21 protein-coding genes are annotated in these 25,026 nt (G+C 69.7%); 7 read left to right on the plus strand and 14 right to left on the minus strand.

The features are described from left to right. Positions 1-13: 13 nt before the first annotated feature. The 4 genes from metH to ACFTE1_RS09515 form a co-directional block, all read right to left on the minus strand. Complete coding sequence (gene metH, locus ACFTE1_RS09500) at positions 14-3,568, minus strand: methionine synthase (RefSeq protein WP_380623452.1); 3,555 nt, start codon at positions 3,566-3,568, stop codon at positions 14-16. 347 nt (positions 3,569-3,915) lie between these two features. Then, positions 3,916-5,574, minus strand: coding sequence for an enoyl-CoA hydratase-related protein (locus ACFTE1_RS09505; RefSeq protein ID WP_380623450.1), 1,659 nt, complete (start codon positions 5,572-5,574; stop codon positions 3,916-3,918). 137 nt (positions 5,575-5,711) lie between these two features. Then, entirely contained in the window at positions 5,712-6,947 is a 1,236-nt protein-coding gene (gene mshC, locus ACFTE1_RS09510; protein ID WP_380623448.1) for a cysteine--1-D-myo-inosityl 2-amino-2-deoxy-alpha-D-glucopyranoside ligase, read from the minus strand. A gap of 60 nt (positions 6,948-7,007) precedes the next feature. Next, complete coding sequence (locus ACFTE1_RS09515; protein WP_380623446.1) at positions 7,008-7,814, minus strand: undecaprenyl-diphosphate phosphatase; 807 nt, start codon at positions 7,812-7,814, stop codon at positions 7,008-7,010. A 165-nt stretch (positions 7,815-7,979) separates the two neighbouring features. On the opposite strand from ACFTE1_RS09515, the gene ACFTE1_RS09520 reads away from it, so the two are divergent. Further along, a complete protein-coding gene (locus ACFTE1_RS09520; RefSeq protein ID WP_380623444.1) occupies positions 7,980-8,954 on the plus strand; it encodes an aldo/keto reductase in 975 nt (324 codons plus the stop codon). A 90-nt stretch (positions 8,955-9,044) separates the two neighbouring features. Here ACFTE1_RS09520 and ACFTE1_RS09525 read toward each other — a convergent pair whose 3' ends face one another. The 4 genes from ACFTE1_RS09525 to ACFTE1_RS09540 are packed head-to-tail and all read right to left on the minus strand — an operon-like array spanning position 9,045 to position 11,271. Next, positions 9,045-9,944, minus strand: a complete 900-nt coding sequence (locus ACFTE1_RS09525; RefSeq protein ID WP_380623442.1) for an NAD kinase — start codon at positions 9,942-9,944, stop codon at positions 9,045-9,047. An 11-nt stretch (positions 9,945-9,955) separates the two neighbouring features. Beyond that, positions 9,956-10,729, minus strand: coding sequence for a TlyA family RNA methyltransferase (locus ACFTE1_RS09530; RefSeq protein WP_380623440.1), 774 nt, complete (start codon positions 10,727-10,729; stop codon positions 9,956-9,958). Between the two features lie 7 nt (positions 10,730-10,736). Next, a complete protein-coding gene (locus tag ACFTE1_RS09535) occupies positions 10,737-10,907 on the minus strand; it encodes a hypothetical protein (RefSeq protein WP_380623438.1) in 171 nt (56 codons plus the stop codon). 1 nt (position 10,908) lies between these two features. Beyond that, complete coding sequence (locus ACFTE1_RS09540; protein ID WP_380623436.1) at positions 10,909-11,271, minus strand: hypothetical protein; 363 nt, start codon at positions 11,269-11,271, stop codon at positions 10,909-10,911. Between the two features lie 158 nt (positions 11,272-11,429). Between ACFTE1_RS09540 and ACFTE1_RS09545 the strand changes: the two genes are divergently transcribed. After that, a complete protein-coding gene (locus ACFTE1_RS09545; protein ID WP_380623434.1) occupies positions 11,430-11,771 on the plus strand; it encodes an SCP2 sterol-binding domain-containing protein in 342 nt (113 codons plus the stop codon). A gap of 176 nt (positions 11,772-11,947) precedes the next feature. On the opposite strand, the gene ACFTE1_RS09550 is transcribed toward ACFTE1_RS09545, so the two are convergent. Together ACFTE1_RS09550 and ACFTE1_RS09555 are read right to left on the minus strand one after the other, a co-directional pair. Continuing rightward, complete coding sequence (locus ACFTE1_RS09550; protein WP_380623432.1) at positions 11,948-12,976, minus strand: HAD-IIA family hydrolase; 1,029 nt, start codon at positions 12,974-12,976, stop codon at positions 11,948-11,950. After that, complete coding sequence (locus tag ACFTE1_RS09555; protein ID WP_380623430.1) at positions 12,954-13,772, minus strand: hypothetical protein; 819 nt, start codon at positions 13,770-13,772, stop codon at positions 12,954-12,956. The genes ACFTE1_RS09550 and ACFTE1_RS09555 overlap by 23 nt, the downstream gene beginning before the upstream one ends. A gap of 12 nt (positions 13,773-13,784) precedes the next feature. Here ACFTE1_RS09555 and ACFTE1_RS09560 point away from each other — a divergent pair, with 12 nt between their 5' ends. After that, positions 13,785-14,543 carry a hypothetical protein gene (locus tag ACFTE1_RS09560; protein ID WP_380623428.1) on the plus strand — a complete coding sequence of 253 codons (759 nt, stop codon included), beginning with the start codon at positions 13,785-13,787 and terminating at the stop codon, positions 14,541-14,543. Between the two features lie 65 nt (positions 14,544-14,608). Here ACFTE1_RS09560 and tyrS read toward each other — a convergent pair whose 3' ends face one another. After that, positions 14,609-15,868, minus strand: coding sequence for a tyrosine--tRNA ligase (gene tyrS, locus ACFTE1_RS09565; RefSeq protein WP_380623426.1), 1,260 nt, complete (start codon positions 15,866-15,868; stop codon positions 14,609-14,611). 37 nt (positions 15,869-15,905) lie between these two features. Then, a complete protein-coding gene (locus ACFTE1_RS09570; RefSeq protein WP_380623424.1) occupies positions 15,906-17,774 on the minus strand; it encodes an RNB domain-containing ribonuclease in 1,869 nt (622 codons plus the stop codon). Between the two features lie 174 nt (positions 17,775-17,948). Here ACFTE1_RS09570 and ACFTE1_RS09575 point away from each other — a divergent pair, with 174 nt between their 5' ends. After that, complete coding sequence (locus ACFTE1_RS09575; protein ID WP_380623422.1) at positions 17,949-18,839, plus strand: NlpC/P60 family protein; 891 nt, start codon at positions 17,949-17,951, stop codon at positions 18,837-18,839. A gap of 65 nt (positions 18,840-18,904) precedes the next feature. Here ACFTE1_RS09575 and ACFTE1_RS09580 read toward each other — a convergent pair whose 3' ends face one another. After that, positions 18,905-19,954, minus strand: coding sequence for a TerC family protein (locus tag ACFTE1_RS09580; protein ID WP_380623420.1), 1,050 nt, complete (start codon positions 19,952-19,954; stop codon positions 18,905-18,907). 330 nt (positions 19,955-20,284) lie between these two features. On the opposite strand from ACFTE1_RS09580, the gene ACFTE1_RS09585 reads away from it, so the two are divergent. Together ACFTE1_RS09585 and ACFTE1_RS09590 are read left to right on the plus strand one after the other, a co-directional pair. After that, entirely contained in the window at positions 20,285-20,584 is a 300-nt protein-coding gene (locus ACFTE1_RS09585; RefSeq protein WP_380623418.1) for an antibiotic biosynthesis monooxygenase family protein, read from the plus strand. Between the two features lie 282 nt (positions 20,585-20,866). After that, the gene (locus ACFTE1_RS09590) at positions 20,867-21,241 is read left to right on the plus strand and encodes a PH domain-containing protein (protein WP_380623416.1); all 375 of its coding nucleotides are present in this window, start codon (positions 20,867-20,869) and stop codon (positions 21,239-21,241) included. Between the two features lie 80 nt (positions 21,242-21,321). Here the strand turns inward: ACFTE1_RS09590 and uvrB are convergent, their stop codons facing one another. Next, positions 21,322-23,388, minus strand: coding sequence for an excinuclease ABC subunit UvrB (gene uvrB, locus ACFTE1_RS09595; protein ID WP_380623414.1), 2,067 nt, complete (start codon positions 23,386-23,388; stop codon positions 21,322-21,324). A 219-nt stretch (positions 23,389-23,607) separates the two neighbouring features. Between uvrB and ACFTE1_RS09600 the strand changes: the two genes are divergently transcribed. Further along, positions 23,608-25,020, plus strand: coding sequence for a hypothetical protein (locus tag ACFTE1_RS09600; protein WP_380623412.1), 1,413 nt, complete (start codon positions 23,608-23,610; stop codon positions 25,018-25,020). Positions 25,021-25,026: the final 6 nt, after the last annotated feature.

The following is a 25,026-nucleotide window of genomic DNA, read 5'->3' on the forward strand; positions in this document are numbered from 1 at the left end:
GGAGACGGCGCGGTCACTTGGCCGCGAAGTAGGTCGCCTCCGGGTGGTGCAGGACGATCGCGTCGGTCGACTGCTCGGGGTGGAGCTGGTCTCCTTCGGACAGCTCGACTCCGATCCGGGAGGCGTCGAGGATGTCGATGAGGGCCTTGCGGTCCTCCACGTTCGGGCAGGCCGGGTAGCCGAAGGAGTAGCGGCAGCCGGCGTACTCGGTGCGGAACATGCCCTCCAGCCGCTCCGGGTCGCCGTCGGCGACGGAACCGCCCCTGGGGAACCTCCACTCGCCGCGCACGCGGGCGTGCCAGTACTCGGCGAGCGCCTCGGTGAGTTGCACCGTCAACCCGTGGACTTCGAGGTAGTCGCGGTAGTCGTTGTCCGCGAAGAGCTTCGCGGTGTAGGGGCTGACCCCGCCGCCCATGGTGACGGTCTGGAGCGCGATGACGTCCAGGTCGCCGTCCTTGGGGTGGAAGTAGTCCGCCAGGCAGAGGCGCTTGTCGGTGCGTTGGCGCGGGAAGGTGAAGCGGGCCAGCTCGTCGCGGGCGTTCTCGTCGAGGACGACGACGCTGTTGCCCTCGCTGTAGGCGGGGTAGAAGCCGTAGACGACCTGCGGGTCGAGGACGCCGTCGGCGGCGAGGCGCTCCAGCCAGTAGCGCAGCCGCGGGCGCCCCTCGGTCTCGACGAGTTCCTCGTAGCCGGGTCCTTCGTCGCCGCGGGTGCCCTTGAGGCCCCACTGGCCGAGGAAGGTGGCGCGTTCGTCGAGGAAGGCGGCGTAGTCGGCCTGCGGGATGCCCTTGACCACCCGGCTGCCCCAGAAGGGGGGTTCGGGGATCGGGTTGTCGAGGCTGGTCTCGCTGCGGACGGTGGTGTCGTCCAGCGGCGGGAGGTTGTCGCGTTTGAGCGCCTGGGTCTTCTCCCGGCGGGCCTTGCGCTCGGCGATCTTGCGCTTCTGCTCCTCGGTGAGGACTTCGCCGATGTCGCCGCGCTGGTGGGCCATGAGGCGGTCCATGAGGGTGAGGCCCTCGAAGGCGTCGCGCGCGTAGTGGACTTCGCCGTCGTCGAACTGGTCGCGCAGGTCGTCTTCGACGTAGGCGCGGGTGAGGGCGGCGCCGCCGAGGAGGACGGGCCAGCGTCCGGCCAGTCCGCGGGCGGTGAGTTCGGCGAGGTTGTCCTTCATGATGACCGTCGACTTGACCAGGAGGCCGCTCATGCCGATGGCGTCGGCCCGGTGCTGTTCGGCGGCGTCGATGATCTCGTTGATGGGCTGTTTGATGCCGAGGTTGACCACGGAGTAGCCGTTGTTGGAGAGGATGATGTCGACGAGGTTCTTGCCGATGTCGTGGACGTCGCCCTTGACGGTGGCCAGCACGATGGTGCCCTTGCCAGCGTCGTCGGCCTTGTCCATGTGCGGTTCGAGGTGGGCGACGGCGGTCTTCATCGTCTCGGCGGACTGGAGGACGAAGGGCAGCTGCATCTGTCCGGAACCGAAGCGGTCGCCGACGACCTTCATGCCGTTCAACAGGTGGTCGTTGATGATCTCCAGGGCGCTCATCGTCTCCAGGGCCTCGTCGAGGTCGGCGTCGAGGCCGTCCTTGTAGCCGTCGATGATGCGCTGGGAGAGCCGCTCGGACAGCGGCAGGGCCTGGAGGGCCTCGGCGCGGGCGGCCTTGGATCCCTTGGTGGTGACGCCGTCGAACATCTCGATGATCTTCTGGAGCGGGTCGTACTCGCCCTCGCGGCGGTCGTAGACGAGGTCCAGGGCGACCTTGCGCTGCTCCTCCGGGATCTGCGCCATGGGGATGATCTTGGAGGAGTGGACGATCGCGGAGGTCAGCCCGGCTTCGACGCACTCGTTGAGGAAGACGGAGTTGATCACCTGGCGGGCGGCGGGGTTGACGCCGAAGGAGATGTTGGAGATGCCGAGGGTGAAGTTGACGGCCGGGTAGAGGCGGGAGATCTCGCGGATTGCCTCGATCGCCTCGATGCCGTCGCGGCGGGTCTCCTCCTGTCCGGTGGTGATGGGGAAGGTCAGCGTGTCGATGAAGATGTCCTCGACGGCCATGCCCCAGTTCTCGACGAGGTCGTCGATGGTGCGGGAGGCGACGCGGACCTTCCAGTCGCGGGTGCGGGCCTGGCCCTCCTCGTCGATGCACATGACGACGACGGCCGCGCCGTGCTCGGCGACGACGGGCATGACGCGCCGGTAGCGGGAGTCGGGGCCGTCGCCGTCTTCGAAGTTGACGGAGTTGACGACGCAGCGTCCGCCCAGTTTCTCCAGGCCCGCCTCGATGACCTCGGGTTCGGTGGAGTCGAGCATGATCGGGAGGGTGGAGGCGGTGGCGAAGCGCCCGGCGAGTTCGGCCATGTCGACGGTGCCGTCGCGTCCGACGTAGTCGATGCAGAGGTCGAGGACGTGGCTGCCGCCCTGGTTCTGCTCGCGGGCGATCTCCACGCAGGCGTCCCAGTCGGCGGCGAGCATGGCCTCGCGGAAGGCCTTGGATCCGTTGGCGTTGGTGCGCTCGCCGACGTTGAGGATCGAGGCGTCCTGGAGGAAGGGGACGTGGTGGTAGGAGGAGGAGAGGCCCGGTTCGGGACGCGGGTCGCGCGGCCGCGGTTCGCGCCCGTCGAGGCGTTCCTTGACCTGGCGGATGTGCTCGGGCGTGGTGCCGCAACAGCCGCCGACGAGGTTGACGCCGTAGTTCTCGACGAAGTCCTCGTGGGCGTCGGCCAGTTCGCCGGGGGTGAGCGGGTAGACCGCTCCGTTGGGTCCCAGCTGCGGCAGGCCGGCGTTGGGCATGACGGAGATCGGGACCGGAGAGTGGCGCGAGAGGTGGCGGAGGTGCTCGCTCATCTCGGCGGGGCCGGTGGCGCAGTTGAGGCCGATGAGGTCGGCGCCGATGGCCGAGAGGCTGTTGAGCGCCGCGCCGATCTCGCTGCCGACGAGCATGGTGCCGGTGGTCTCGACGGTGACCTGGGCGATGACGGGGACGGTGGTGCCCAGGGCGGCGTTGGCCCTCTTGGCGCCGAGGACGGCCGCCTTGGCCTGGAGGAGGTCCTGGGCGGTCTCGACCAGCAGCGCGTCGGCGCCGCCCTCGATGAGGCCGATGGAGCATTCTCGGTAGTGGTCGCGCAGGGTCGCGTAGGGGGCGTGGCCGAGGGTGGGCAGGCGGGTGCCGCCGCCCATGGAGCCGAGGACGAAGCGGGGCGAGTCGGGGGTGGCGTACTCGTCGCACTTGCGCCGGGCCAGGACGGCCGCCTCGTGCGCCAGTTCGCGGGCGCGTTCGGTGATCCCGTACTCGATCAGTCCGCCGTAGTTGGCGTTGAAGCTGTTGGTCTCGACGCAGTCGGCTCCGGCGGCGAGGTAGGCGTCGTGGATGCCCAGGACGATGTCGGGACGGGTGAGGCAGAGGATGTCGGACAGGCCCTCGTGGCCGTCGTAGTCCTCTTCGGTGGGCTCGGCGGCGTGCAACATGGTTCCCATGCCTCCGTCGGCGACGAGGACGCGACGGGTGAGGGCATCGAGGAACGCGCTCTGCTCCGGTCGGAGGCGGCGCGCGGTTTTGGTTGCAGGCATCCTTCAAGGGTACGAGACGAGTCTGGCAGGCGGGAAGTGCGTACCACTCTTTGAGATTGGATCCCCGTGAGGTGGTCGCCGCGCCCTTTCGACGATACCGGCCGCTACGCCTCGAACCGTTGTTCCAGCCGCATGCGCCGCCGCCCCCGGGCCCTATGACGGGGATCGGACGAAGCCATGGCGATGATCATAGGCGGACGCGGACCGCGGAGGAGCGGATCGCGACGCCGGCCTCCCGGCAGAGCGCCGGGGCGGCCCCGCCGGGAGGCCGCCGACCGCCCGCCGAATCGGAGAGGCCCCGCCCCGGCGGGCGGGTCTCGGAAAGCCCGTTCGGCGGGCCGGGGCCGCTACTTGAACCGCAGGCGCGAAGGCGTCTCCGAGGTCGGGCGCTTCTTGACGAAGTCGAAGCGCTGGGCCGCGAAGCCGTTGCGGTCGTCGAAGAAGTCGCGGGCCATCTCGGCCAGCTCGATGGTCCGGTAGTAGGAGAACGGCCGCGACGGCGACCGGTGGGCGGCGCTGCGCCGCATCTCGTCGCGCAGCCACTCCTCCTCCAGGGCCCGCAGGCGCTCGCCGAGCCAACCGGCGAAGGACTCCCAGTCGCGGGGGCCCACAGCGTCCAGAATGCCGAGGCGGCGGGCCTCGGTGGAGGAGACGGGGAGCTTCTCGGTCAGCAGCCGCTGCGCGGCGTCCTCCCCCACTCGCGAGGCCAGGCCCCAGGTATGGAGTTCGGAGCCGTAGATCCCCATGTCGTAGTAGGGGTTGAGGACAATTCCGTCGCGCGCGTAGACGACGTCGGCGCACAGCGCGGCCATGACCCCGCCCGCTCCGGCGTTGGCGCTCAGCGCGGCGACCGTCAGCTGGTCGGCCTGGGCGATCGCCTCGCAGAAGTCGTCGATGGCGTTGATGTTCGCCCAGGCCTCGGCGGCCGGGTCCTCGGAGGCCTCGATGACGTTGAGGTTGATCCCGTTGGAGAAGCCGTGCTCGGTGCCGGTGACGACCAGGGTGTGGGTGTCCTCGGCCAGGGCCTTGCCGACCGCGTCGGTCATGCGGCGGCACTGCTCGGTGTGCATGGCGCCGTTGTAGGAGCGGACGGTCAGGATTCCGACCCCGCCGAAACGGCTGTAGGAGATCTCCCGCAGCGCCTCGGGGGCGGGGCGGTAGGGCAGGTCCTCGGCGCCGGGGAGGACGTAGGAGGCGGGAAGCTTGATCCCGCGGCGGTTGTCGGCGAGGGTGGCCGCGTACCCGAACCAGACCAGTCCCCCTCCGGCCGAGACGGCCAGCTTCTCGCCGTCGCGGGCGACCAGGCGGCCCGGCGCGCCGGCGTCGACGCCCGGTTCCGGGGCCGCGTCGAAGACGCAGTAGGCCTCGCCTTCGAGCAGCGCCGGGGCGCCGGGGGCGCCGTCGGCGGCGGCGATGCGCCGGCAGACCTCGGCTGGGGAGGCGTTCCAGTCGATGGCGAAGTCCTTGCGGCGCAGCAGCGGCAGCTCCCCCGTGTCCGGCACGGGGTGGCGGTAGCCGGACACGGCCTTCGGCGGGGTCTTGGTGCGCACCGCGTTGAGCACGTCCTCGACGCAGGCCATGGCCGCGTCGGCCACGCGCGAGTTGTACAGGGCGCTCTTGGGGATCGGGGACTCCGGCATGTCGAAGGTGTGGCAGGCCCAGATGGGGCCGGCGTCCATCGCCTCGACGGCCGACAGGGCGGTCACGCCCCAACGGGGGCGCGAGTCCAGCGTCGCGTGGTCCAGTGAGGAGGGCCCGCGGTCGCCCGCCGGCCCGGGGTGGAGGATGACCGTGGGCCAGTTGTCCCAGACCGACTGGGGGACACGGTGTTTGAGGAACGGGCAGAGGACGAGGTCGGGGTCGAGATCGGAGACGAGGCGGGTGATCGACACGTCGTCGTGGGTCGGGGCCAACTCCACTCCGACATCGTGTCCGGCGTCACGGAGGTGGCACCAGACTCGTTGGGTGAGGCCGTTGAAGGCCGAGACCAACAGAAGGATTTTCAAGGCTGACTCCTCGGCGTTCGGGAGCCGGCGACGCTGTGGTGGGTGTGTCCGTTTGCCGACTCGTTTCTCAAGGTCGGGTCTGCGGAGGTCCTTCGGACCTCCGCAGACTACCGCGAGTCGGAATCCTACAGTAAGGACTAGAGTTCGATACCGAGCAGGGCGTCGATGGTGTCGCGGGCCAGGAGCGGCGCCGAGGGGTCGGTGCCGCCCTCACGGAGCGTGCCGTCGGCCCACTCGTCGACCGCCGCGAGGGCCCCGGTCGTGTCCAGGTCGTCGGCGAGGCGCTCGCGCACCTTGCAGAGCATCTCCCCCGCCGGCAGAGCCGTCTCGCGGCCCACCGCGCGGCTCCAGCGGTCCAGGCGCGACTCGGCCTCGGCGAGCACCTTGTCGCTCCAGTCCCGGTCGGCCCGGTAGTGCCCGGACATCAGGCCCAGGCGCACGGCCGAGGGGTTGACCCCGTCGGCTCGAAGGCGGGAGACGAAGACCAGGTTGCCCAGCGACTTGGACATCTTCTCGCCGTCCAGCCCGATCATTCCGGTGTGGACGTAGGCGCCGGCGAAGGGCGCCTTGCCCGTCAGGCTCTCGGAGTGGGCGGCCGACATCTCGTGGTGGGGGAAGATCAGGTCCGACCCCCCGCCCTGCAGGTCGATCGTCTCGCCCAGGTGGTCGAGGGCGATCAGCGCGCACTCGATGTGCCAGCCGGGACGGCCCTCGCCCACCGGGGAGGACCAGGTCGGCTCGCCGTCGCGCGGCGCGTTCCACAGGATCGGGTCGAGGGGGTGGCGCTTGCCCTCCCGGTCGGGGTCGCCGCCCCGCTCGCCGAAGAACTTCCGCATGGTCGCCTCGTCGTAGTTGGACTCCGAGCCGAAGTTCGGGTCGGACTCGACCGAGTAGTACACGTCGCCCGACTCGTGCCGGTAGGCGTGGCCGGAGTCCAACAGGCGCTGGACGGCCTCCCCGATCGACGGGATGGTCTCGATCGCCCCGACGAAGTGGGTCGGCGGGACGATCCGCAGCGCCTCCATGTCCTCGCGGTAGAGCGCCGTCTCGCGCAGGCCCAGGACCTTCCAGTCCTCGCCGTCGCGCTCGGCGCGCTCGAAGAGCGGCTCGTCGACGTCGGTCACGTTCTGCGCGTAGTCCACCCGCAGGTCCCGGTCCCTCCAGTAGCGCCCGACCAGGTCGAAGGCGATCATGGTGGCGGCGTGGCCCAGGTGCGTCGCGTCGTAGGGGGTGATCCCGCAGACGTACATGCCGGCCTTGTCCGCGCCCTCGTCGAGGGGGTCGCGCACCGCGGCGGCGGAGGTGTCGTACAGCTTGAGGGCGGGGCCCCGGCCCGGCAGCCCGGGGACTTCCGGTTTGTTCCACGAATCCATATAGCGAGGGTAATGGGAGGCGCCGGTTCTCCACCACTTTTTGTCTGTGCGCTAACAGCCTCAGCCGAGGGCCGCGACGCCCAGGATCAGGACGCCGAAGCCTATGCGGTACCAGACGAAGGGCATGAAGGTGTGCTTGGCGACGAACTTCATCAGCCAGGCGACCGAGGCGTAGGCCGTCAGACCCGACACGACGAGGCCCACCACGAGCGAAGCGGTGGGGATGGAACCGTCCAAGGCCTCCCCGGCCTCCAGGATCCCCGCGCCGACCAGGGCGGGAATGCCCAGGAAGAACGCCAGGCGGGTGGCCGCCACGCGGTCCAGGTCGCGCAGGAGCCCGCCGGTCATCGTCGCTCCGGAGCGCGACACCCCGGGGAACAGCGAGAGCACCTGGATGCCGCCGACGAACAGGGCGTCCTTCATGTTCACGTGGGACTCGGTCCGCTGGTGCGTGGCGACCTTCTCCGCGAACCACATGACGAACGAGAAGCCGATCATGCCGATGCCCACCGACCAGAGGTTCATGATCTTGTCGATCGAGTCGCTGACGAGCAGGCCGACCAGGACGATGGGGATGGAGCCGACGATGACGTACCAGCCGAAGCGGTAGTCCATATTGCGCTCGTCCTTGTCGAACAGCCCCTTGACCCAGCCCACCGCGATGCGGACGATGTCCTTGAAGAAGTAGACCAGGATCGCGACGATCGCCGCCCCCTGCGTCATGGCGTTGAATCCGATGAAGGACCGCGAGGCCGGGTCGAGGCCGAGGAACTCGGCCGTCACGACGAGGTGCCCGGTCGAGGAGATGGGGAGGAACTCCGTGATCCCCTCGATGACCCCCAGAATCACGGCCTGCCAGATCTGCACTGTCGCTCTCCCTTGCCATTCGGTCGTTGACGCCGCTCCAGTGTAAGCGGACGCCCGCCGCCTCCGCCCCTCCCGGAGCGCCCCTGGGGGGCAAATCTCAGGGTTTCTCCTCCTAAAGGCGGAGCGGCCGAGGCGTGTCGCGGACCTCGCGGTAAGTTATGGGGCATGGAACGCAGACCTTTGGGCCGCAGCGGCTTGGAAGTCTCCTGTCTGGGGCTGGGGACGATGACGTGGTCGACCGACGAGGCGGGGACGGAGGACGCCGCGGCCCAGCTGATAGCGTTCGTCGAGGCCGGGGGCAGTCTGGTGGACACCGCCGACGTCTTCGGCGGCGGCGCCGCCGAGAGGGTCCTGGGCCACCTGTGCGGCACGGTCGTGGACCGCTCGCGCCTGCACATCGTCACCAAGGCGGGCGTGCGCACCGACAGCACCGGGCGCAGCCGCGACACCTCCCGCAACTGGCTCCTGGGCGCCCTGGACGCCTCGCTGAAGCGCCTGCAGACCGATTACGTCGACGTGTGGCTCCTGCACGTCTACGACCCCGACACGCCGCTGGAGGAGACCATGGCGGCCCTCGACCTGGCCTGGCGGTCGGGCAGGGCCCGCTACGTGGGCCTCTCCAACCACACCGGCTGGCAGACTGCCCGGGCCGCCACCTGGCAGGCCGCCGAGCCCGCCCGAGCTCCCATCGTCGCCACCGAAGTCGAGTACTCGCTGCTGGAGCGCGGAGTCGAGCGCGAGGTGCTGCCCGCCGCTCTGGCCATGGAACTGGGCCTGCTGGCCTGGTCGCCCCTCGGGCGCGGCGTGTTGACGGGCAAGTACCGCTACGGCCGGCCGGCCGACTCGCGCGTCAACTCCCCCTCGTGGAGCCGGTTCGTCAAGACCTACCTGGACGAGCGCTCGGCCGCGATCGTGGAGGCCGTCGCGACCGCGGCCGACGGGCTGGGCGTGACCCCCCTGGAGGTGGCGCTGGCGTGGGTGCGCGACCAGCCCGGCGTGGCCTCGGCCGTCGTCGGGGCGCGCAACGCGGCCCAGCTCAAGTCCTCCCTGGGCAGCGAACAGCTCTTCCTGCCCCCGGAGATCCGGCTGGCGCTGGACGACGTCTCGCTTCCCCACGTGGGCTACCCGGAGGACCACTAGCGGTACGGCCGCCTGCTCCGGACGGCGCGGCCGTTCCGGCGCCCGGCGACGCCTCCGCGCCGAGAGACGCACGGTCCCGGAGGCGTCCGGCTAACTCTGGTTGCGCCATCCTTCGACCGGCAGCGAGAGCTTCGAGACCAACCTCTGCGGATAGGGGCGCTCGCTCATGCGCACCAGGTAGACGGGCCGGTCGGAGGCCGTGATGGTGACGACCGACCCGCACGTGAGGGTCGCGACGGGCTTGCCGTCCGCGACCAGCGCGGCCGGCGTCATCGGGGACTCCACGGTGATGGAGACCTCCGCGCTGGGGTGCATGACCATGGGCGTGGTGAACAGCGCGTGGGCGTTGACCGGAACCAGCATCAGGGCGTCGACGTCGGGCCAGACGACCGGTCCCCCGGCGCTCATGGCATGGGCGGTCGAGCCGGTCGGAGTCGAGCAGAGCACGCCGTCGCAGCCGTACCGCGAGACGCGCGTGCCGTCGATGTCCACGGAGACCTCGAGCATGCGCGCGGGCTCGGCCTTCTCCACGGCGACCTCGTTGAACGCCCAGGCGGCCCAGTGCTTTCCCTTGGAGTCGACCGCGCGCACCGCGAGCGCAGTGCGGCGTTCCAGCGTGTAGTCGCCCCGCAGGAGGCGGTCGAGGACGGTGGGCAGCTCCCCGGTCTCGGCCTCGGCGAGGAAGCCGACCTTTCCGAGGTTGATCCCCAGCAGCGGGAGTCCGGCCTCGCCCGACAGGGAGGCCGAGCGCAGGACGGTCCCGTCGCCGCCGAGGGCGATCACCATGTCGGCCTTGCCGCTGGAGACGCGGTCGGCCACCTCGACCACCTCGGGGTCGGAGAGCGCGGCTATGGTGGCCGGGACGATGCGCACCGCGATCCCTTTGTCACGCAAGGTGGTGGCAATGGACTCGGCGAGCTCTCCCACGTCCTCCCGGAAGGGGTGGGTCGTGACGAGGATCCGCTCGGGCGCGCTGTTGCGTTCGGTCACCGTCGACTCCTTCAGACTGACTCGACCACTGCGCGAATCTCTTCGGCGCTCATGGCGGGGCGGCCGTGCTTCATGTGCGCGAAGAACTCTACATTGCCCGAAGGGCCGGGAAGGGGGCTCGGGGTGACGGCGGTGGTGTTCCACCCCAGCGCGGCGCCCGCCTCGATGACCGACTGGACGGCCTCGCGGCGCAGCGCGGGGTCGGTCACCACGCCCCTGTTGCCGATCTTGGCCTTGCCGACTTCGAACTGCGGCTTGACCATGGGGAGGAGGATCCCGTCCTCGGAGGTGCACGCGGCGAGGGCGGGCAGCACTTTGGGCAGGGAGATGAAGGACAGGTCGGCCACCGTCAGGTCGGCGCGCCCTCCGATGTCCTCTTCGGAGAGGAATCTCACGTTGCAGTGGTCGCGGACGGTGACGCGCTCGTCGGCGGCGAGGTCGGGCACGAGCTGGCCCTCGCCGATGTCGACGGCGAAGACGCGCTTGGCGCCCTCGCGGAGGAGGACGTCGGTGAATCCGCCGGTGGAGGCTCCGGCGTCGAGGCAGGTCAGGCCCTCGGCGCGGACGCCGAAGGCGCGCAGGACCGGTTCGAGCTTGCCGGCCCCCCGTGAGGCGTAGGGCTCGGGGCCCTCGAGTTCGAGGACGTCCTCGTCGGACACCTTGACGGAGTTCTTGGCGGCCTGGGCGCCGTTGATGAGGACCTTGCCCTGTGCGATGAGCTGTCCGGCCTGGGAGCGGGACCGGGCCAGTCCCCGCTCGGTGAGGGCCACGTCGAGTCGCTTCACGGGGCGCTCACGCGTCGTCCACGTCGGCGAGGAGGTCGGAGAGCCCCTGCTGGACGGTGTCGTAGACGGCCACGTGCTCGGTCACGGGGCGTTCAGCGATGCCCTCGAGTCCGGAGAGGACGGAGGAGAGGTCTTCGGCGACCTCCGGCGGGGGCGCGGTCGGGGTCTCTGCGGTCATCTCAGTCCTCCCGGGACTTCTCGTCGTCCGCCAGGGCGCTGCGGGCCTCCAGTTGGAGGACCCTCTTGCGGAGCGCGGCTATGTCGTCCTGGGCTCGGCGCAGTTTGGCGTCCATGCGGTTGGTCTGGGACTGGTGGCGGCGGACCTCGTCGGCGAGGTCGTCGACCTTGCCCGACTCGGCGTCGCGGTAGTAGCCGAACTTGCCCGCGACGGTGTCCACGCCGTTGCGGACCCACTGGCGCGCCTCGCGGAGCCGGGGGTCGGACTCGGTGAAGCGGTCGCCGGCGTCCGCGAAGCGGCGGGCGGCGGCCGCGGCCTGTCCGGCGGCGGTCTCGAAATAGGATTGGAAGCTAGGGCCCATCATGGGTTGTGTCCACCTCTTTCCTGTTTACTACTACGGTACCGAGCGGACGCCCGGAGCCACGCTATATACTGATGAGTAACATACTCGCGTGGCGGTCGGACCGCCACCGAGGGCGGGCCCAGCGCCGGCCCACTACCACCGATTGCGAAGGAGCAACCATGGCCAACGCCGCCGAATGCCAGGAAGCCCTGGAGAAGTTCGCCGAAATGCTCGCCTCCAAGCCCAAGACCGCCAAGAAGCTGTCGGGCTTCGACCGCTCCCTGGCCTGCGACATCACCGACCTCGACGACGTCTCCTTCCACGGGCGCTTCGACAAGGGCAAGCTGGTCGACATCGAGGAGGGCGACGACGACGAGGCCCAGATCCGCATGATCCTCTCCTCCGACGACCTGCTCGCGCTGGTCAGCGGGGAGCTGGACTTCAAGAAGGCCTTCACCGGCGGCAAGGTGAAGGTCAAGGCCAACATGATGGACATGATGAAGCTGGGCTCGGCCCTCTAACCGCTTCGCCGCCCATCGCGGCGACCCCCGCGTTCCGCCTCGGCACCGCCGTTCGGAACCGGCGGCCGCCCGTCCGGGCGAGCGTCCCGCGCCGGCTTCCGGCGCCGCTCTGCAGAGCAGTCACACAGTCGTGGCGGGGAGGTGAACCTCCCCGCCACGACTGTGTTCCCGGTCTTTCAGGCCGTGGTGAGGGCGGATTCCGCCTCGGCGCCGACGGCCGCGAGGCCGTCGGAGAACTCCGCTCCCGCGTCGACGGCGCTCCAGGCCGCCGCGCAGAGCGCGCGCCACGCCGAGAGCTCGTCTCCCTTGCCGCTCAGCGTAAGAGTCCCCGAGACCAGCTTCACCGACCACTCTTCGCAGTGCGCCGCTCCGGGTTCCTCCACCGTGACCTCCGGCTGCGGATTGTTCAGCTCCGCGGCCGTCCAGCCCAGATAGGTGGGCCGGCGTTCGGGAGGCAGGCGCAACGCCGAGGCGGGTTTGACCACTCCGGAGAACACCAGGAGGCTGTCGATGCCCAGGGCGTTGGCGCCCTCGATGTCCGAGTCGGGGCGGTCGCCGACCATGAGCGGCCTGGCGTCGGGGACGCGCTCCAGAGCGGCCCGGAAGATCGTCGGCCGGGGCTTCCCGGCCACGACGTCCGGCCCGCGCCCGAGGGCGGTCTCGACGACCTTCACGTAGGCGCCCATGCCGGGCATGGGGCCGTCGGGCGTCGGCAGGGTCGCGTCGAGGTTCGCCACCACCCAGTACGCGCCCCGGCGGGCCGCCAGGGTCGCGGAGGCCAGGTCCTTGAGCTGCATGGTCGGGAAGAACCCCTGAGCCACGGCGACGGCCTCGCGGGGGTCGTCGACGATGGCGAGGCCCTCGTTCTCCAGGGCGGCGCGGAAGGCCGGCGAGCCGGTCATGAAGGTCGCCGCCCCCTCGCCGCAGTGGTCGGCGATGGCCCGGGCCGCGGCCTGGGCCGACGACACCACCTGGTCGTCCCGGCAGTCGATCCCCATGGAGCGCAGGCTATCGGCGACCGTGGAGGTGAGCCGGGAGGCGTTGTTGGTGACGAATATGCTCTGACAGCCGGCGGCCTCGGCGCGCCCGATCGCCTCGGGCACCCCGGGAACGGGGTTGCTCAGCAGGTAGACGACGCCGTCCAGGTCGAACATCGCCAGACCGTAGGCGCGGTCCAGAGGCTCAGCGCTGCTCCGGAGTGTCATCGCCCTCCTCGGCGTCGCGGTCGCCCGACTCGGCGGGGGACTCGGAGTCGTCCTCCGGGTCGTCGTCCTCTTCGGCGTCCATGTCCTCGGTGTCGGTGAAGTCGACGCCCTCCAGCTCCAGGATCCGCTCGGCGGCGCCCGACTCTCCGAACTCGTCGGCCGCGGCGGCCTGCTCGAGCCACTGGAGGCCCTCTTCGGTGCGGCCCTCGGCCAGGAGCGCCTCGGCGTAGGCGTAGCGCAGGCGGGCCACCCACGGGTCGGTCTTGGGCGAGTGCAGGGCCGGGACCTTGAGCATGGTGGTCGCCGCGCGGCCCTGGCCCATGTCGCGGCGGGCTCCCGCGGCGACGATGAGCAGCTCGACGCGGACGGCGACGTCGATCTTGGTGTCCTTGCCGTGCTCGCGGAAGAGGTCCACGGCACGCTCGGGGTTTCCGGAGGCGCGTTCGGCGTCGGCGATCATCGCGACGTGGTCGAGCGTCCCGGTCAGGCGCTGGGCGGCCTTGAGCTCGGACAGGGCGGTGGACCACTGGCCGGCCATGTAGGCGGCCACGCCGACCACCTCGCGGACCTCGGGGACCCGGCTGGCCTTCTTGCGGGCGTACTTCGCCTGTTCGAGGGCGGCCTCGGGGTCGAAGGGGATCAGCGCGGCGGTGGCGATCAGGCGGTTGCCCACCACCTCCGCCAGCTGCTTGTTGAGCGAGCGCAGCGCGGCACGCGTGCGGCCGTCGAGGTTCTCCAGGCCGTACTCCGGGCCCTCGGGGAGGTCGGGCGCGCCCTCGACCTCGTCCAGGCGCACCGGGCTCTCGCGGTGCTGGCCCTCGAAGCGGTCGTCGCGACGGAAGCCGTCGTCTCGGCCCCGGCGGTCGTCACGGCGGCGGTCGCCTCCGCGTCGGTCGTTGTCACGCCGGCGGTCATTGTCGCGGCGCCCGTAGCCGCCGCCCCGGCGATCGTCGTCCCTGCGGCCGTAGCCACCGCGCCGGTCATCGTCACGACGCCGGTAACCACCGCCTCCACGACGGTCGTCATCCCTGCGACCGTAACCGCCTCCGCGACGGTCGTCGTCGCGGCGCTGGTGGCCGCCGCCTCCACGCCGGTCGCCGCCGCCGCGTCGGTCATCGTCACGGCGTCCATAGCCGCCGCGGTCATCGTCACGACGGCGGTATCCACCGCCCTGACGGTCGTCATCCCTGCGACCGTAACCGCCGCCACGGCGATCGTCATCGCGACGCCCGTAGCCGCCACGGCGGTCGCCGCCGCCCCGGCGGTCATCGTCACGGCGCCCGTAACCGCCGCCCCGGCGATCGTCGTCCCTGCGGCCGTAGCCACCGCGCCGATCGTCGTCACGACGCCGGTAACCACCGCCTCCACGACGGTCGTCATCCCTGCGGCGGTCGCCGCCCCTGCGGTCGTCATCGCGACGTCCGTAACCGCCGTTGCCGCCCTTGGGTCCCTGGCGGCGCCGGTCGTCGTCCCGGTCGCGATAGTTCTTTTCGTCGTTCACTATTCGATTCGTCTCTCTTTGATGATTCGCCGCACGGGTCCCCCGCTCGCACCAGGGCGGGCATGACCGAGTAGGCGGCGAGAACCGCCGCCGACTTCAGAGTCTATCCGCTCCGCGGGCCTTCCCAGGGCTTAACGCGAGGTGACCTCGGCCCCTGCCACGGTCTTCTTCCCGCGCCGCAGGACCGCGTAGCGGCCGTGGAGCAGCTTCTCGGAAGCGATGGGCTCGTTGACCTCGGTCACCCGTTCGTTGTTGACGTAGACGCCGCCCTCTTTGGCCGCACGCCGCGCCTCGCCCAGGGAACCGACCACTCCGGCGTCCTTGAACATCTGGGCGACGGTGGTCTCGGCCCCGGCCTCGGCCAGACCGGCCTCGGCCAGCGCCGACCGCAGGGTCGGCTCCGGCAGCTCGGCCAGTTCTCCCCTGCCGAACAGGGCCTTGGATGCCGCCTGCACGTCGGCGCACTCCTCGGCGCCGTGCAGCAGCGTGGTCAGCTCTTCGGCCAGAGCCCTCTGGGCCAGTCGGGCGGCGGGCTTCTCCCGCGTGGCCTCCTCCAGCTCCTCGATCTCCTCGCGGGACTTGAAGGAGAAGTACCTCAGGTACTTGGCCACGTCCCTGTCGTCGGCGTTGATCCAGAACTGGTAGAAGGCGTACGGGCTGGTCAGCTCGGAGCTGAGCCAGGTGTTCCCCCCGCCGGCGGTCTTGCCGAACTTCGTCCCGTCGGCCTTGAGGACCAGCGGAGTCACGAAGGCGTGCACGTGCTTGCCGTTGGAGCGGCGCACGAAGTCCACTCCGGCGGTGATGTTGCCCCACTGGTCGGAGCCTCCGAACTGGAGGCTCACGCCGTAGCGCTCGTTGAGCTGGTAGTAGTCGTTCGACTGGAGCAGCTGGTAGGAGAACTCGGTGAAACTGATGCCCGTCTCCAGGCGGGCGCGCACGACCTCCCGGTTGATCATCTTGGAGACCGAGAAGTGCTTGCCCACGTCGCGCAGGAACGAGATGACGTCCATGCCGGAGGTCCAGTCGAGGTTGTTGACCATGACCGCGGCGTCGGAACCCTCGAAGTCGAGGAACGGCTCGATCTGGCCCTGGATCTTCTTGACCCAGCCGGCGACCGTCTCCGGGGAGTTGAGGTTGCGCTCGCTGGTCTGGCGCGGGTCGCCGATCTGGCCCGTCGCACCGCCCACGAGCAGGTGGGGACGCAGCCCGGCCGCCTGGAGGCGGCGAGCGGTCAGCACCTGCGTGAGGTGGCCGACGTGGAGGGACTCGGCGGTGGGGTCGAAGCCCACATAGAACGACAGGCCGCCGGCGTCCACGGCTTCGCGCAGCGCCTCCGGGTCGGTCGAGTCTTGGATGAGTCCGCGCCAGGTCAGATCGTCGATTATATCCACCCCGCCATTGTGCCCTATGGGGACGGGGACCGGCGACTCAGCCGCCCGCCGGGGTGGTCGGGGACAAACCGAGCCGCTCCTCCACGAGCCGGTTGAGCTCGGCGGCGGCGGCCTTCTTCGCCGCCTTCTTCGAGGGGCCCTCGCCGAGCGTCTCGAGGCCCTCCCCCTCGCCGCCCTCGATCACCGCGGTGGCCTTGCAGCGGAAGCGGCTCGCGGCGTCCTTGGTGGCCTTGAAGGCGAAGTCGAGGTCGCGGATGTGGCGTCGGGAGGCGTAGATCGTGGCGATCTGGACGGCCTCCAGCCCGTCGGGAACCGGTTTGACGTTCTCCGAACCGCCGGGCGCGCCGGCGTCCGCCGACAGGTCCTCCAGGCCCGCCAGTTCGGCCAGGAGCGCCAGGACCGCCTGCGAGCGCGCCTCCTTCTTGGAGTGCCTCCTGCGCTCCGGCGAGGTGCGGAAGCCCTCCCCCAGGCGGACGGTCACCGAGGCGGAGTGCAGCGGGACGGGCTTGACCGGGGTGGTCGACTCGTTCCAGGTCAGGTCGCCGGGCAGGATGGGGCCCTGGTACTGCTCCTGGAGGTACCAGTTGAGCATGGTGGGCGCGCGGAAGCTCTCGTCGGCGAGGTCGGCGTTGATCCTGCCGCGCAGCCGTTCCATTTCGGGGTGGCCCTGGGCGAAGTAGATCTCCGCCATGTCGCGCAGTTCGAGCCGGCCGGCCTCGTAGCGTCCGGAGGCGGCGCGGATGAGCTCGGCGGGGACCTCCCCGTCGGCCAGGGCGACCTTCAGGACGCGGTTGAACTCGGAGGTGTCGAGTCCGGAGTAGTCGCCGGACTCGAGCTTGGCGGCGGCCATGCGCCGGGCCTCGGTGCGGAAGTACTCGCTCTTCTCCTCCTTTTCCGCGTGGAGGCGCTCGGTGAGGTCTTCGCCGAGCTCCTCGAGCCGCTCGAAGTCGTAGTGCGCGTCCCTGCCGTCGAGGCGGTCGAAGATGATCCTCTGGTTGACCAGGTCGGCGTACCGGCGCAAGGGGCTGGTGGCGTGGGTGTAGTAGGGCAGCTGGAGCCCGTGGTGGCCTCCGATGACGGTGCCGTATCCGGCGCGCGAGGCGACCAGGCGGAGGCGTGCCCGCAGGAGGTTGTAGGACTCGGCGTCGCCGGAGAGCGCGACTTCGTCCAGTTCGCGGCGCAGGTCGGTGCCCGAGCCGTTCATGGGCGACATGCGGTGGTTGCGGAACAGCAGGGGCGTCTCGGTCTCGGCGGCCCATTCGGCGATGAGGTAGTTGGCCAGGATCATGAACTCCTGGACGACGATGTAGCCGGAGTTGCGGCTGGTGGTCTCCAGACGGACCAGGCGCCCGTCCTCGTCGGTGGCGAATCCCGAGTTGAGGTCGTAGAAGGCCAGGGCGCCGTTGGCGCGGCGCTGGTCGAGCAGGCGCCGGGCCAGGGTGTCGGCCAGGGCCACGGGCCTGTGGAGGGCGTGGGCGGGGTCGTCGGTCGCGGCGGCGGCCTCTTCGTAGGAGATCGCGTGGGCGCGCGTCATCGCCCCGCGGAATACCTCGCGGGAGACGACCGTGGCCGACGCGTCTAGACGCGCGTGGACGGCGAGGGTGGACTGCGTCTCATCCCCCGCTTCACGCAGACTGGCGGATTTTTCCACTCTTTCGGGGAGCATGGAGCGGGTGCGAGTGCGGCCGTAGCGGGTGTGCATGCGCTCGCGGGCCCGCATGTCGGCCGACGAGTCCCAGGGGACGGCGTCGGCGGCCGCGGCGACATGGACCCACAGGTCGAAGCCGCCGTCCGAGCGTGCCTCCACCCAGACCGCGTCGTCGCGGTCCTTCGTGGTGGCCGAGTCGATCATGATGCCCGGCAAGGCCCTCGCCCCGCCTCCCGCCTGCTGCCGGCTCTCTCCCACGTGCTCCCCCTCACTGCCCGTCGCTTCGCGGACGCCTACATCCTAATCGGTGTCACCGACGACGGCCTTGGCCGCCTTGCTAAATTAAAACCTGGACGGTCCAAGGGCGGCCCCCGGACTCGGCCCTTCCGCGCGTCCGACTATCCACCATCCTTGCGACAAGAAAGATCGACAGTGCCAACGACGTCGTATCCTCCAGCCGCCATCACGGTCTCCAGCGCCACGCTGTGGTCCGGCCCCGAGGCCTGGACTCCGGCCGACCGGCTCGCCGTGGGAGTGCCGGCGGCGCTCAAGGACTGGGTCGCCTCGCTCTCGGCCGAACAGCGCCGTGACGGCGAGGGCCGCATCGTCACTCAGCTTCTTCTTGGCAGCACTGTACACGTTCTCGAACAGGACGAGAACGGCGTGCGCATCAGCGACCCGGTCATGGGTGTGTCGGGATGGCTGCCGGCCGACCACGTGACCTCGGCGATGCAGGCGGACACCGAGTACCAGCCCCACCTGGTGGCCTCCACGGCCACCGCCATCCGCGACGAGCCCGGCGGCGACGTGATCGTGCCGGGGGTGTCGCTCTCGACGCGCCTGCGCGTGGTGGGCGGAACCTACCGCGGCTGGGTACCGGTGCAGCTTCCCGGGCCGAACCGGCCGGGCTGGGTGCCCGAGAGGGACCTGCGTCCCGAGCCGGCCGAGACCGCGCCGCCGAAGGCCGCTTCCCTGGAAGTGTCGGCGATCGCGCTGCAGCTGGTCGGCATCCCCTATCTGAAGGGCGGTGTGAGCGCCTACGGGCTCGACGCGGGCGCCGTGGTGTGGCTGTCCTACCGGCAGCTGGGGGTGCCCGTACCGCGCTTCCCCACCGACTCGGACGACGCGGGGGCGGCCGTCGCCCCGGAGGAGGCCGAGGCGGGAGACCTGGCCTTCGCCGGAGAGCGGCTCGGCCTGGTCGTGTCCATCGACGGAGAGGACGGGCTCCACGTCGTGCACGCGGCGCCAGAGGCCGGCGAGGTCTCGGTCGAGCCACTGTCGGAGTGGGGTCCCGAGGCCCTGCGCCGGCCTCTCGCCGGCTGAACCGGACATGGGAAACGGCCCGGAGCGTTCGCTCCGGGCCGTTCTCCGTTGTCGGGAGGCCGGCTCTAGTTGGCCTTCTGCGGGTCGGGTTCGGTCTCGTCGTGGTGCAGCTCGTCCTCGCTTTCGCGCATGAGCTCGCTCCAGGTCTTGCCCTGGCGCTTGATGATCACGTGGTTGGCCGCTATGACCGTGCCCAGCACGGCGACGATGAAGCCCAGGGACAGCCAGGTCGGGATCACGAAGACCGGTACGGGCTGGCCGTCGTTGATCCAGCTCAGGTGGTTGTCGTGCAGGCCGGTCAGGATGAGCTTGACGCCGATCCAGACCAGGATGATCGACAGGCCCAGGTCCAGGTAGCGCAGCTTCTGCAGCAGGCCCGCGAGCAGGAAGTACAGCTGGCGCAGGCCCAGCAGGGCGAACACGGTCGCGGTGAAGACGATGTAGGGCTCCTTGGTGAGCCCGAAGATCGCCGGGATGGAGTCGAGGGCGAAGAGGATGTCGGTGGAGCCGACGGCCACGATGACCAGCAGCATGGGGGTGGCGTAGCGCAGCCCGTTGATGCGGGTGAACAGCTTGCCGCCGTCGTAGTCGTCGCTGACGCGCAGGTGCTTCTTCAGGAACACCGTCATCCTGTTGGGTTCCCAGTCCTCCTCGCCGTCGTCCTTGGTGTTGATCATCTGGATCGCGGTCCAGATGAGGATGGCGCCGAAGATGAAGAACACCCAGCTGAACTGGGCGATCAGGGCGGCGCCGGCGGCGATGAACGCGCCGCGCAGGACGATGGAGATGACGATGCCCGTCATGAGGACCCGCGACTGGAACTTGTCGGGGACCTTGAAGGCCGTCAGGATCAGGAGGAACACGAACAGGTTATCGACCGACAGGGCCTTTTCGGTGAGGTAGCCGGCGAGGAACTCGCCCGAATAGGTCATGCCTTCGAGTGCGAAGATGACCCCCGTGAAGGCGATCGCGGCCACGAAGTAGACCAGCGACCACACGGCCGACTCTTTGAAGGACGGTCGGTGAGGGTTGCGGATGGAGTACACGATGTCGGCGACGATCACCGCCGTGAAGACCCCGATAGTCGCAACCCAGGCCCACAATGGGAGGTTCAAGGCTTTGGCCTCTTTCGTAGTCGGGAGTGCCTACATGCGCCACGAGATACACAGCGCCGAGGCGTGTCGGCGCATGCTGGACAGCTCACAGTATCTCATGGTCTCTCCCAACCCGGGCGGGTCAGCACAACCGGGGGCCGATGTCGGCCCCGTGTCTTGACGGCGGTGCTCAGCAAGAAGCTGCGGGATACTCCCCATAAATTCGGTCATTGTCGACCGTTCACCATTATGCCCTATTATCCCTTGCTTTTGTTCCCCAGTCCGTATGACGGTGATCTCAGCGGTTCGGCTGGTGGGGATCCCGCATCGCGGGCGTGGCAGGCTGGACGCATGGTTACCGAAATGGCAGAAATCCACGTCTCCCCCGGTCAGGAGGAGTCTTTCATCAAGGCCTACCGCGAGGCGCGCGAGCTCGTGGCGGTCTCGCCGGGGCTGCGCGGCATGCGCATGACCCAGAGTGTCGAATCCCCGACCCGGTTCATGCTCGTCATCGAATGGGACTCGGTCGAGGCCCACGAGAAGGGGTTCCGCGACACCGACCGGTTCCCGAAGTGGCGCGAGGCCCTCGGCCCGTTCTTCTCCCGGCCGCCGAACGTTGAGCACTTCGACTCTGTCGAAGAAGAATCATAGAGCGACTCTGTCGAAGGACAGCTAGCCCAGCGACTCTGTTGAAGCAGATTAATACTGCGACTCCGTCGAAGACAATCCAATAGTTCGACTCCGCCGGCGAAGTCCTGGCACCGTGCCTCCCTCACTCTGCTCGGGGACCGCGCCCGCCTTCGACCGGACCGCGAGCGCCGAGGGGCCGACCGGGACACCGGTCGGCCCCTTCCACGTCCGCGCTCACCGGAACCACTGGGCGGCACCGGTTCCGATGGAGGATCTCACCGCACTCCTTGATAGCTTCGGACCATGATCGATTTTCAGAACGGTACCCTCGTCAAGTTGAAGCAGATCGACCCCAAAGGCCTGGCCAAGGACCTGTCGGTGCTCCTGATCGAGGGAGAGGGCGTCATAGCGGCCTTCCAGGGCCTCCGCGACAAGGTCGTCTTCACCGAGAAGCGTGTCATCAGCGTCAACGTCCAAGGTCTGACTGGCAAGAAGGTCGACTACACCTCGCTCCCCTACTCCAAGATCCAGGCGTTCTCCGTCGAGACGGCGGGCCGCCTCGACCTCGACTCCGAGATGGAACTGTGGTTCAGCGGCCTGGGCAAGGTCCGGTTCGAGTTCAAGGGCAAGGTCGACATCCGCTCCCTGGCCCAGCTCCTCGCCCGTCACACCCTGTAGGGCCGTCGCCCTCTTCAGGGGAGGCGACGGACGCGGAGGCCGGTCGCAGCCCGGTTCGAAGCGCTGTCCGGCCCCGGAACCTAGCCCTCGGCGCGGTCGAGCTGCTTGAGCTCCTTCTTCAGGTCCGCGATCTCGTCGCGGTAGGCGGCCGCCAGCTCGAAGCGCAGCTGCCGGGCGGCGTCCATCATCTGCTCGTTGCGCTCGTCGATCTGGTCGAGGATCTCCTGGCGCAGCGCGGCGGGGTCGTTGCCCTCCCGCTTCTTCTTCGCGGTCTTCGGGCGCCCGCCCTCGCGGGCCTTGAGCTCCTCGGTGTCCTCGGCCTCGTCGTACAGGTCGCCGAGAATGTCGTCGATCTTCTTGCGCAACGGGGTCGGGTCGATCCCGTGCTCCTCGTTGTAGGCGATCTGCTTGGCGCGGCGCCGCTCGGTCTCGTCCACCGCATGCCGCATGGCGTCGGTGATGTTGTCGGCGTACATGATGACCGACCCCGACACGTTGCGCGCCGCACGGCCGATCGTCTGGATCAGCGAGGTCGCCGACCGCAGGAAGCCCTCCTTGTCGGCGTCCAGAATGCCCACCAGGGAGACTTCGGGCAGGTCCAGGCCCTCCCTGAGGAGGTTGATGCCCACCAGCACGTCGAAGTCGCCGCGCCGCAGCTCCTTGAGCAGCTCCACGCGCCGCAGCGTGTCCACCTCCGAGTGCAGGTACTCCACGCGGATCCCGTTGTCGAGGAAGTAGTCGGTGAGGTCCTCGGCCATCTTCTTGGTCAGGGTGGTGACCAGGACGCGCTCGTTCTTCGCCGAGCGCTCGCGGATCTCGGCCATGAGGTCGTCGATCTGGCCCTTGGTCGGGCGGATGTCGACCTGCGGGTCGACCAGTCCGGTCGGGCGGATGACCTGTTCGACGTAGCCGCCGCCGGCCTGTTCCAGCTCCCAGTCGGCGGGCGTGGCCGAGAGGTAGACCGACTGGCCGACGCGCTCGCGGAACTCGGGGAACTTCAGCGGCCGGTTGTCGGCGGCACTGGGCAGGCGGAAGCCGTGGTCGATGAGGTTGCGCTTGCGCGAGGCGTCGCCCTCGTACATGCCGCCGATCTGTGGGACGGTCACGTGCGACTCGTCGATGATCGTCAGGAAGTCCGAGGGGAAGTAGTCCAGCAGGGTGTGCGGGGGCGTTCCCGGGCCGCGCCCGTCGAGGAAGCGCGAGTAGTTCTCGATGCCGCCGGTCGTGCCGGTCTGGCGCAGGTTCTCCAGGTCGAAGGTGGTGCGCATGCGCAGGCGCTGCGCCTCCAGGAGCTTGCCCTGGCCCTCCAGCTCGGAGAGGCGCTCCTCCAGTTCCCGCTCGATCTCCCCGACGGCCTCGGCCATGCGGTCGTGCCCTAGGACGTACTGGGAGCCGGGGAAGATGAGCATCCTGTCGACCGAGCGCACCTCCTCGCCGGTGACGGGGTGGACGTAGGCCAGGCGGTCGATCTCGTCGCCGAACATCTCGATGCGGATCGCCAGTTCCTCGTAGGCGGGGATCAGCTCGATGGTGTCGCCGCGGACGCGGAAGTTGCCGCGCACCAGGTTCAGGTCGTTGCGCGCGTACTGCTGGTCGACCAGGGTGCGCAGGAGCTTGTCGCGCTCGATCTCCTGGCCGAGGGTGAGCTGCTGGGCCGAGTTGAGGTACTCCACGGGCGTGGCCAGGCCGTAGATCGCCGAGACCGTGGCCACCACGACCACGTCGCGGCGCGTCAGCAGCGAGTAGGTGGCCCGGTGGCGCAGCCGCTCGACCTCCTCGTTGATCGAGGCGTCCTTCTCGATGTAGGTGTCGGTCTGGGCCACATAGGCTTCCGGCTGGTAGTAGTCGTAGTAGGAGACGTAGTACTCCACGGCGTTGTTCGGCAGGAGCTCGCGGAACTCCTTGACCAGCTGCGCCGCGAGGGTCTTGTTGTGCGCCATGACCAGCGCCGGGCGCTGCAGGCGCTCGATGAGCCACGCCGCCGTGGCGGACTTGCCCGTACCGGTCGCGCCGAGCAGCACCGTGTCGCGGTTGTCCGCCTCAATGCTCTCGGCCAGCTGCGCGATCGCGGTCGGCTGGTCGCCGGAGGGCTCGTACTCGCTGATGACTTCAAATCGGCCGTCGGCCCTGGGAATGTCGAATGCCACGGTTCCACTCTAGCGAGAGGCTCCGACACCCGCATCCGACTCCCGTCCGAGCGGGCCGGGGACGGCCGGACCGCGAGGGGGAGCCGTCGTTCCCGAGGCTCCCGCCCGGGCGGCCGCGGGCCAGCGACCGACCTCCCGCCGCCCCGGCCTCATGACGTCCTCCCGCCCCGGGGCCGCGGGCCATCGACACCGAATCCCGCCTCGTTCGTTAGTCCTGGGGTGAGTACCGAACTGCACAGCACCAAGCGAAGCACCGTAATCCTGATCATGGTGGGTTTCGCGATCATAGCCGCCGTGGGGCTGATCGCGCTGAGGACCGACTTCTTCGAGTCGGCCGAGCCCGCCCGGAATGTCACCGCCGAAGAGGCCGCCCTGCTGGCCGAGATGCGCGGAGCGAACGCCGGGGCCGGAGTGGTGCCCGTCCGCATGACCCTCCCCTCGGGCGACTCGCCGGTCACCGTCGACGGCTACGTCGACTGGGAGACCCCCCTGGTCTACGCCCGCTACGACGACGGCGACGGCCCCGGCCTGGTCCAGGCGATCCCCGGGCTGTCCGCGAGCGCCCCCGACGACGAGGAGGCCTTCGCCGCCGGCGAGGCCCCCGAGGAGGGTTGGAAGGTGCGCCCCATGCTGCCGCAGGAGGATCTCGGCCTCAGCCCCGCCGACAAGGCGCTGGACCTCGTCTCCTCCTCTGTCTTCACCCTCGGGTCGCCGGGCGAGGACGACGCCGTGGCGTTCGAGGGCCGGTCGCGCTGGGAGCGGACCGAAGTGGTGGACGGCGTCGAGGTCTCCGTCTTCCGTGCCCCGATCCTGGTGGAGAGCGGCGGCGCCGACGCGCCCGAGGCCTACTACTGGGTCGACGAGGAGGGCGGTCTGCGCCGTTTCGAGGTGAACCTCGGCGGGGACGAGATGGCCCGGGTGGACTTCCTGCTCGACAAGCGCACCGAGGTCGAGACCGTGCATCCCGTCGACCTTCTCGGCGGCCCGAGGGTGGACCCGAAGCCGGCCGAGGGCGAGATGCTGGAGACCATCGCCGGGGTCCGCGCCGCCAACGCCTACTCCGGGGCGGGCCTGTCGCTGACGGTCCCGCAGGCCGACGGCTCCCTCGTCACCGGCGGCGGCTTCGTCGACTGGGCCGGGGCGACGGTCTACACCACCGCCGTGTCCGAGGAGACCGGTGAGTTGAAGCTGCTGCGGCCCGGCGGGTTCGCCGCGCGCGCCGTCGACAGCGACGAGCTGCGGCTGCCGATTCCCACCGACGGCTGGGAGAGCGTGGCGGTCGGAGACGAGAGCGCCAAGGACTACTTCGGCACCGTCGAGAGCCTTCTCTACCGTGTCCTGGAGATGCGCGCGGACGTTCCCGAGGATCCCGCAGAGTTGGAGGGCGAGGCCTCCGTGCTGCGCGAGTACGAGGAGGACGGGGAGTCCTACACGATCGTGGAGTACCCCGTCCAGGGCGACGTCGCGGCCGAGGCCGGGGAGTCGGCCTTCCGCTACCACCTCGACGCCGAGGGGCGCCTGGCCGCGGTGGAGATGATGACCGCCGCCGGCGTGGCGCGGGCGGAGATCGACCACGGGGTGGACGCCCCATCGCTCAGCGTCCCGTGGGAGGTCGGGAGGACCATCGGCTGACCGGTT

Origin of the sequence: Salininema proteolyticum, from assembly GCF_042685645.1 — a bacterium.
In the GTDB taxonomy this organism is placed as follows: domain Bacteria; phylum Actinomycetota; class Actinomycetes; order Mycobacteriales; family Micromonosporaceae; genus Salininema; species Salininema proteolyticum.

Bases quoted from the DNA above. Each gene is read 5' to 3' on its own strand.
- metH (WP_380623452.1), bottom strand. From the start codon at position 3,568: ATGCCTGCAACCAAAACCGCGCGCCGCCTCCGACCGGAGCAGAGCGCG.
- mshC (WP_380623448.1), bottom strand. From the start codon at position 6,947: ATGGATTCGTGGAACAAACCGGAAGTCCCCGGGCTGCCGGGCCGGGGC.
- ACFTE1_RS09520 (WP_380623444.1), top strand. From the start codon at position 7,980: ATGGAACGCAGACCTTTGGGCCGCAGCGGCTTGGAAGTCTCCTGTCTG.
- ACFTE1_RS09535 (WP_380623438.1), bottom strand. From the start codon at position 10,907: ATGACCGCAGAGACCCCGACCGCGCCCCCGCCGGAGGTCGCCGAAGAC.
- ACFTE1_RS09540 (WP_380623436.1), bottom strand. From the start codon at position 11,271: ATGATGGGCCCTAGCTTCCAATCCTATTTCGAGACCGCCGCCGGACAG.
- ACFTE1_RS09545 (WP_380623434.1), top strand. From the start codon at position 11,430: ATGGCCAACGCCGCCGAATGCCAGGAAGCCCTGGAGAAGTTCGCCGAA.
- ACFTE1_RS09550 (WP_380623432.1), bottom strand. From the start codon at position 12,976: ATGACACTCCGGAGCAGCGCTGAGCCTCTGGACCGCGCCTACGGTCTG.
- ACFTE1_RS09585 (WP_380623418.1), top strand. From the start codon at position 20,285: ATGGTTACCGAAATGGCAGAAATCCACGTCTCCCCCGGTCAGGAGGAG.
- ACFTE1_RS09590 (WP_380623416.1), top strand. From the start codon at position 20,867: ATGATCGATTTTCAGAACGGTACCCTCGTCAAGTTGAAGCAGATCGAC.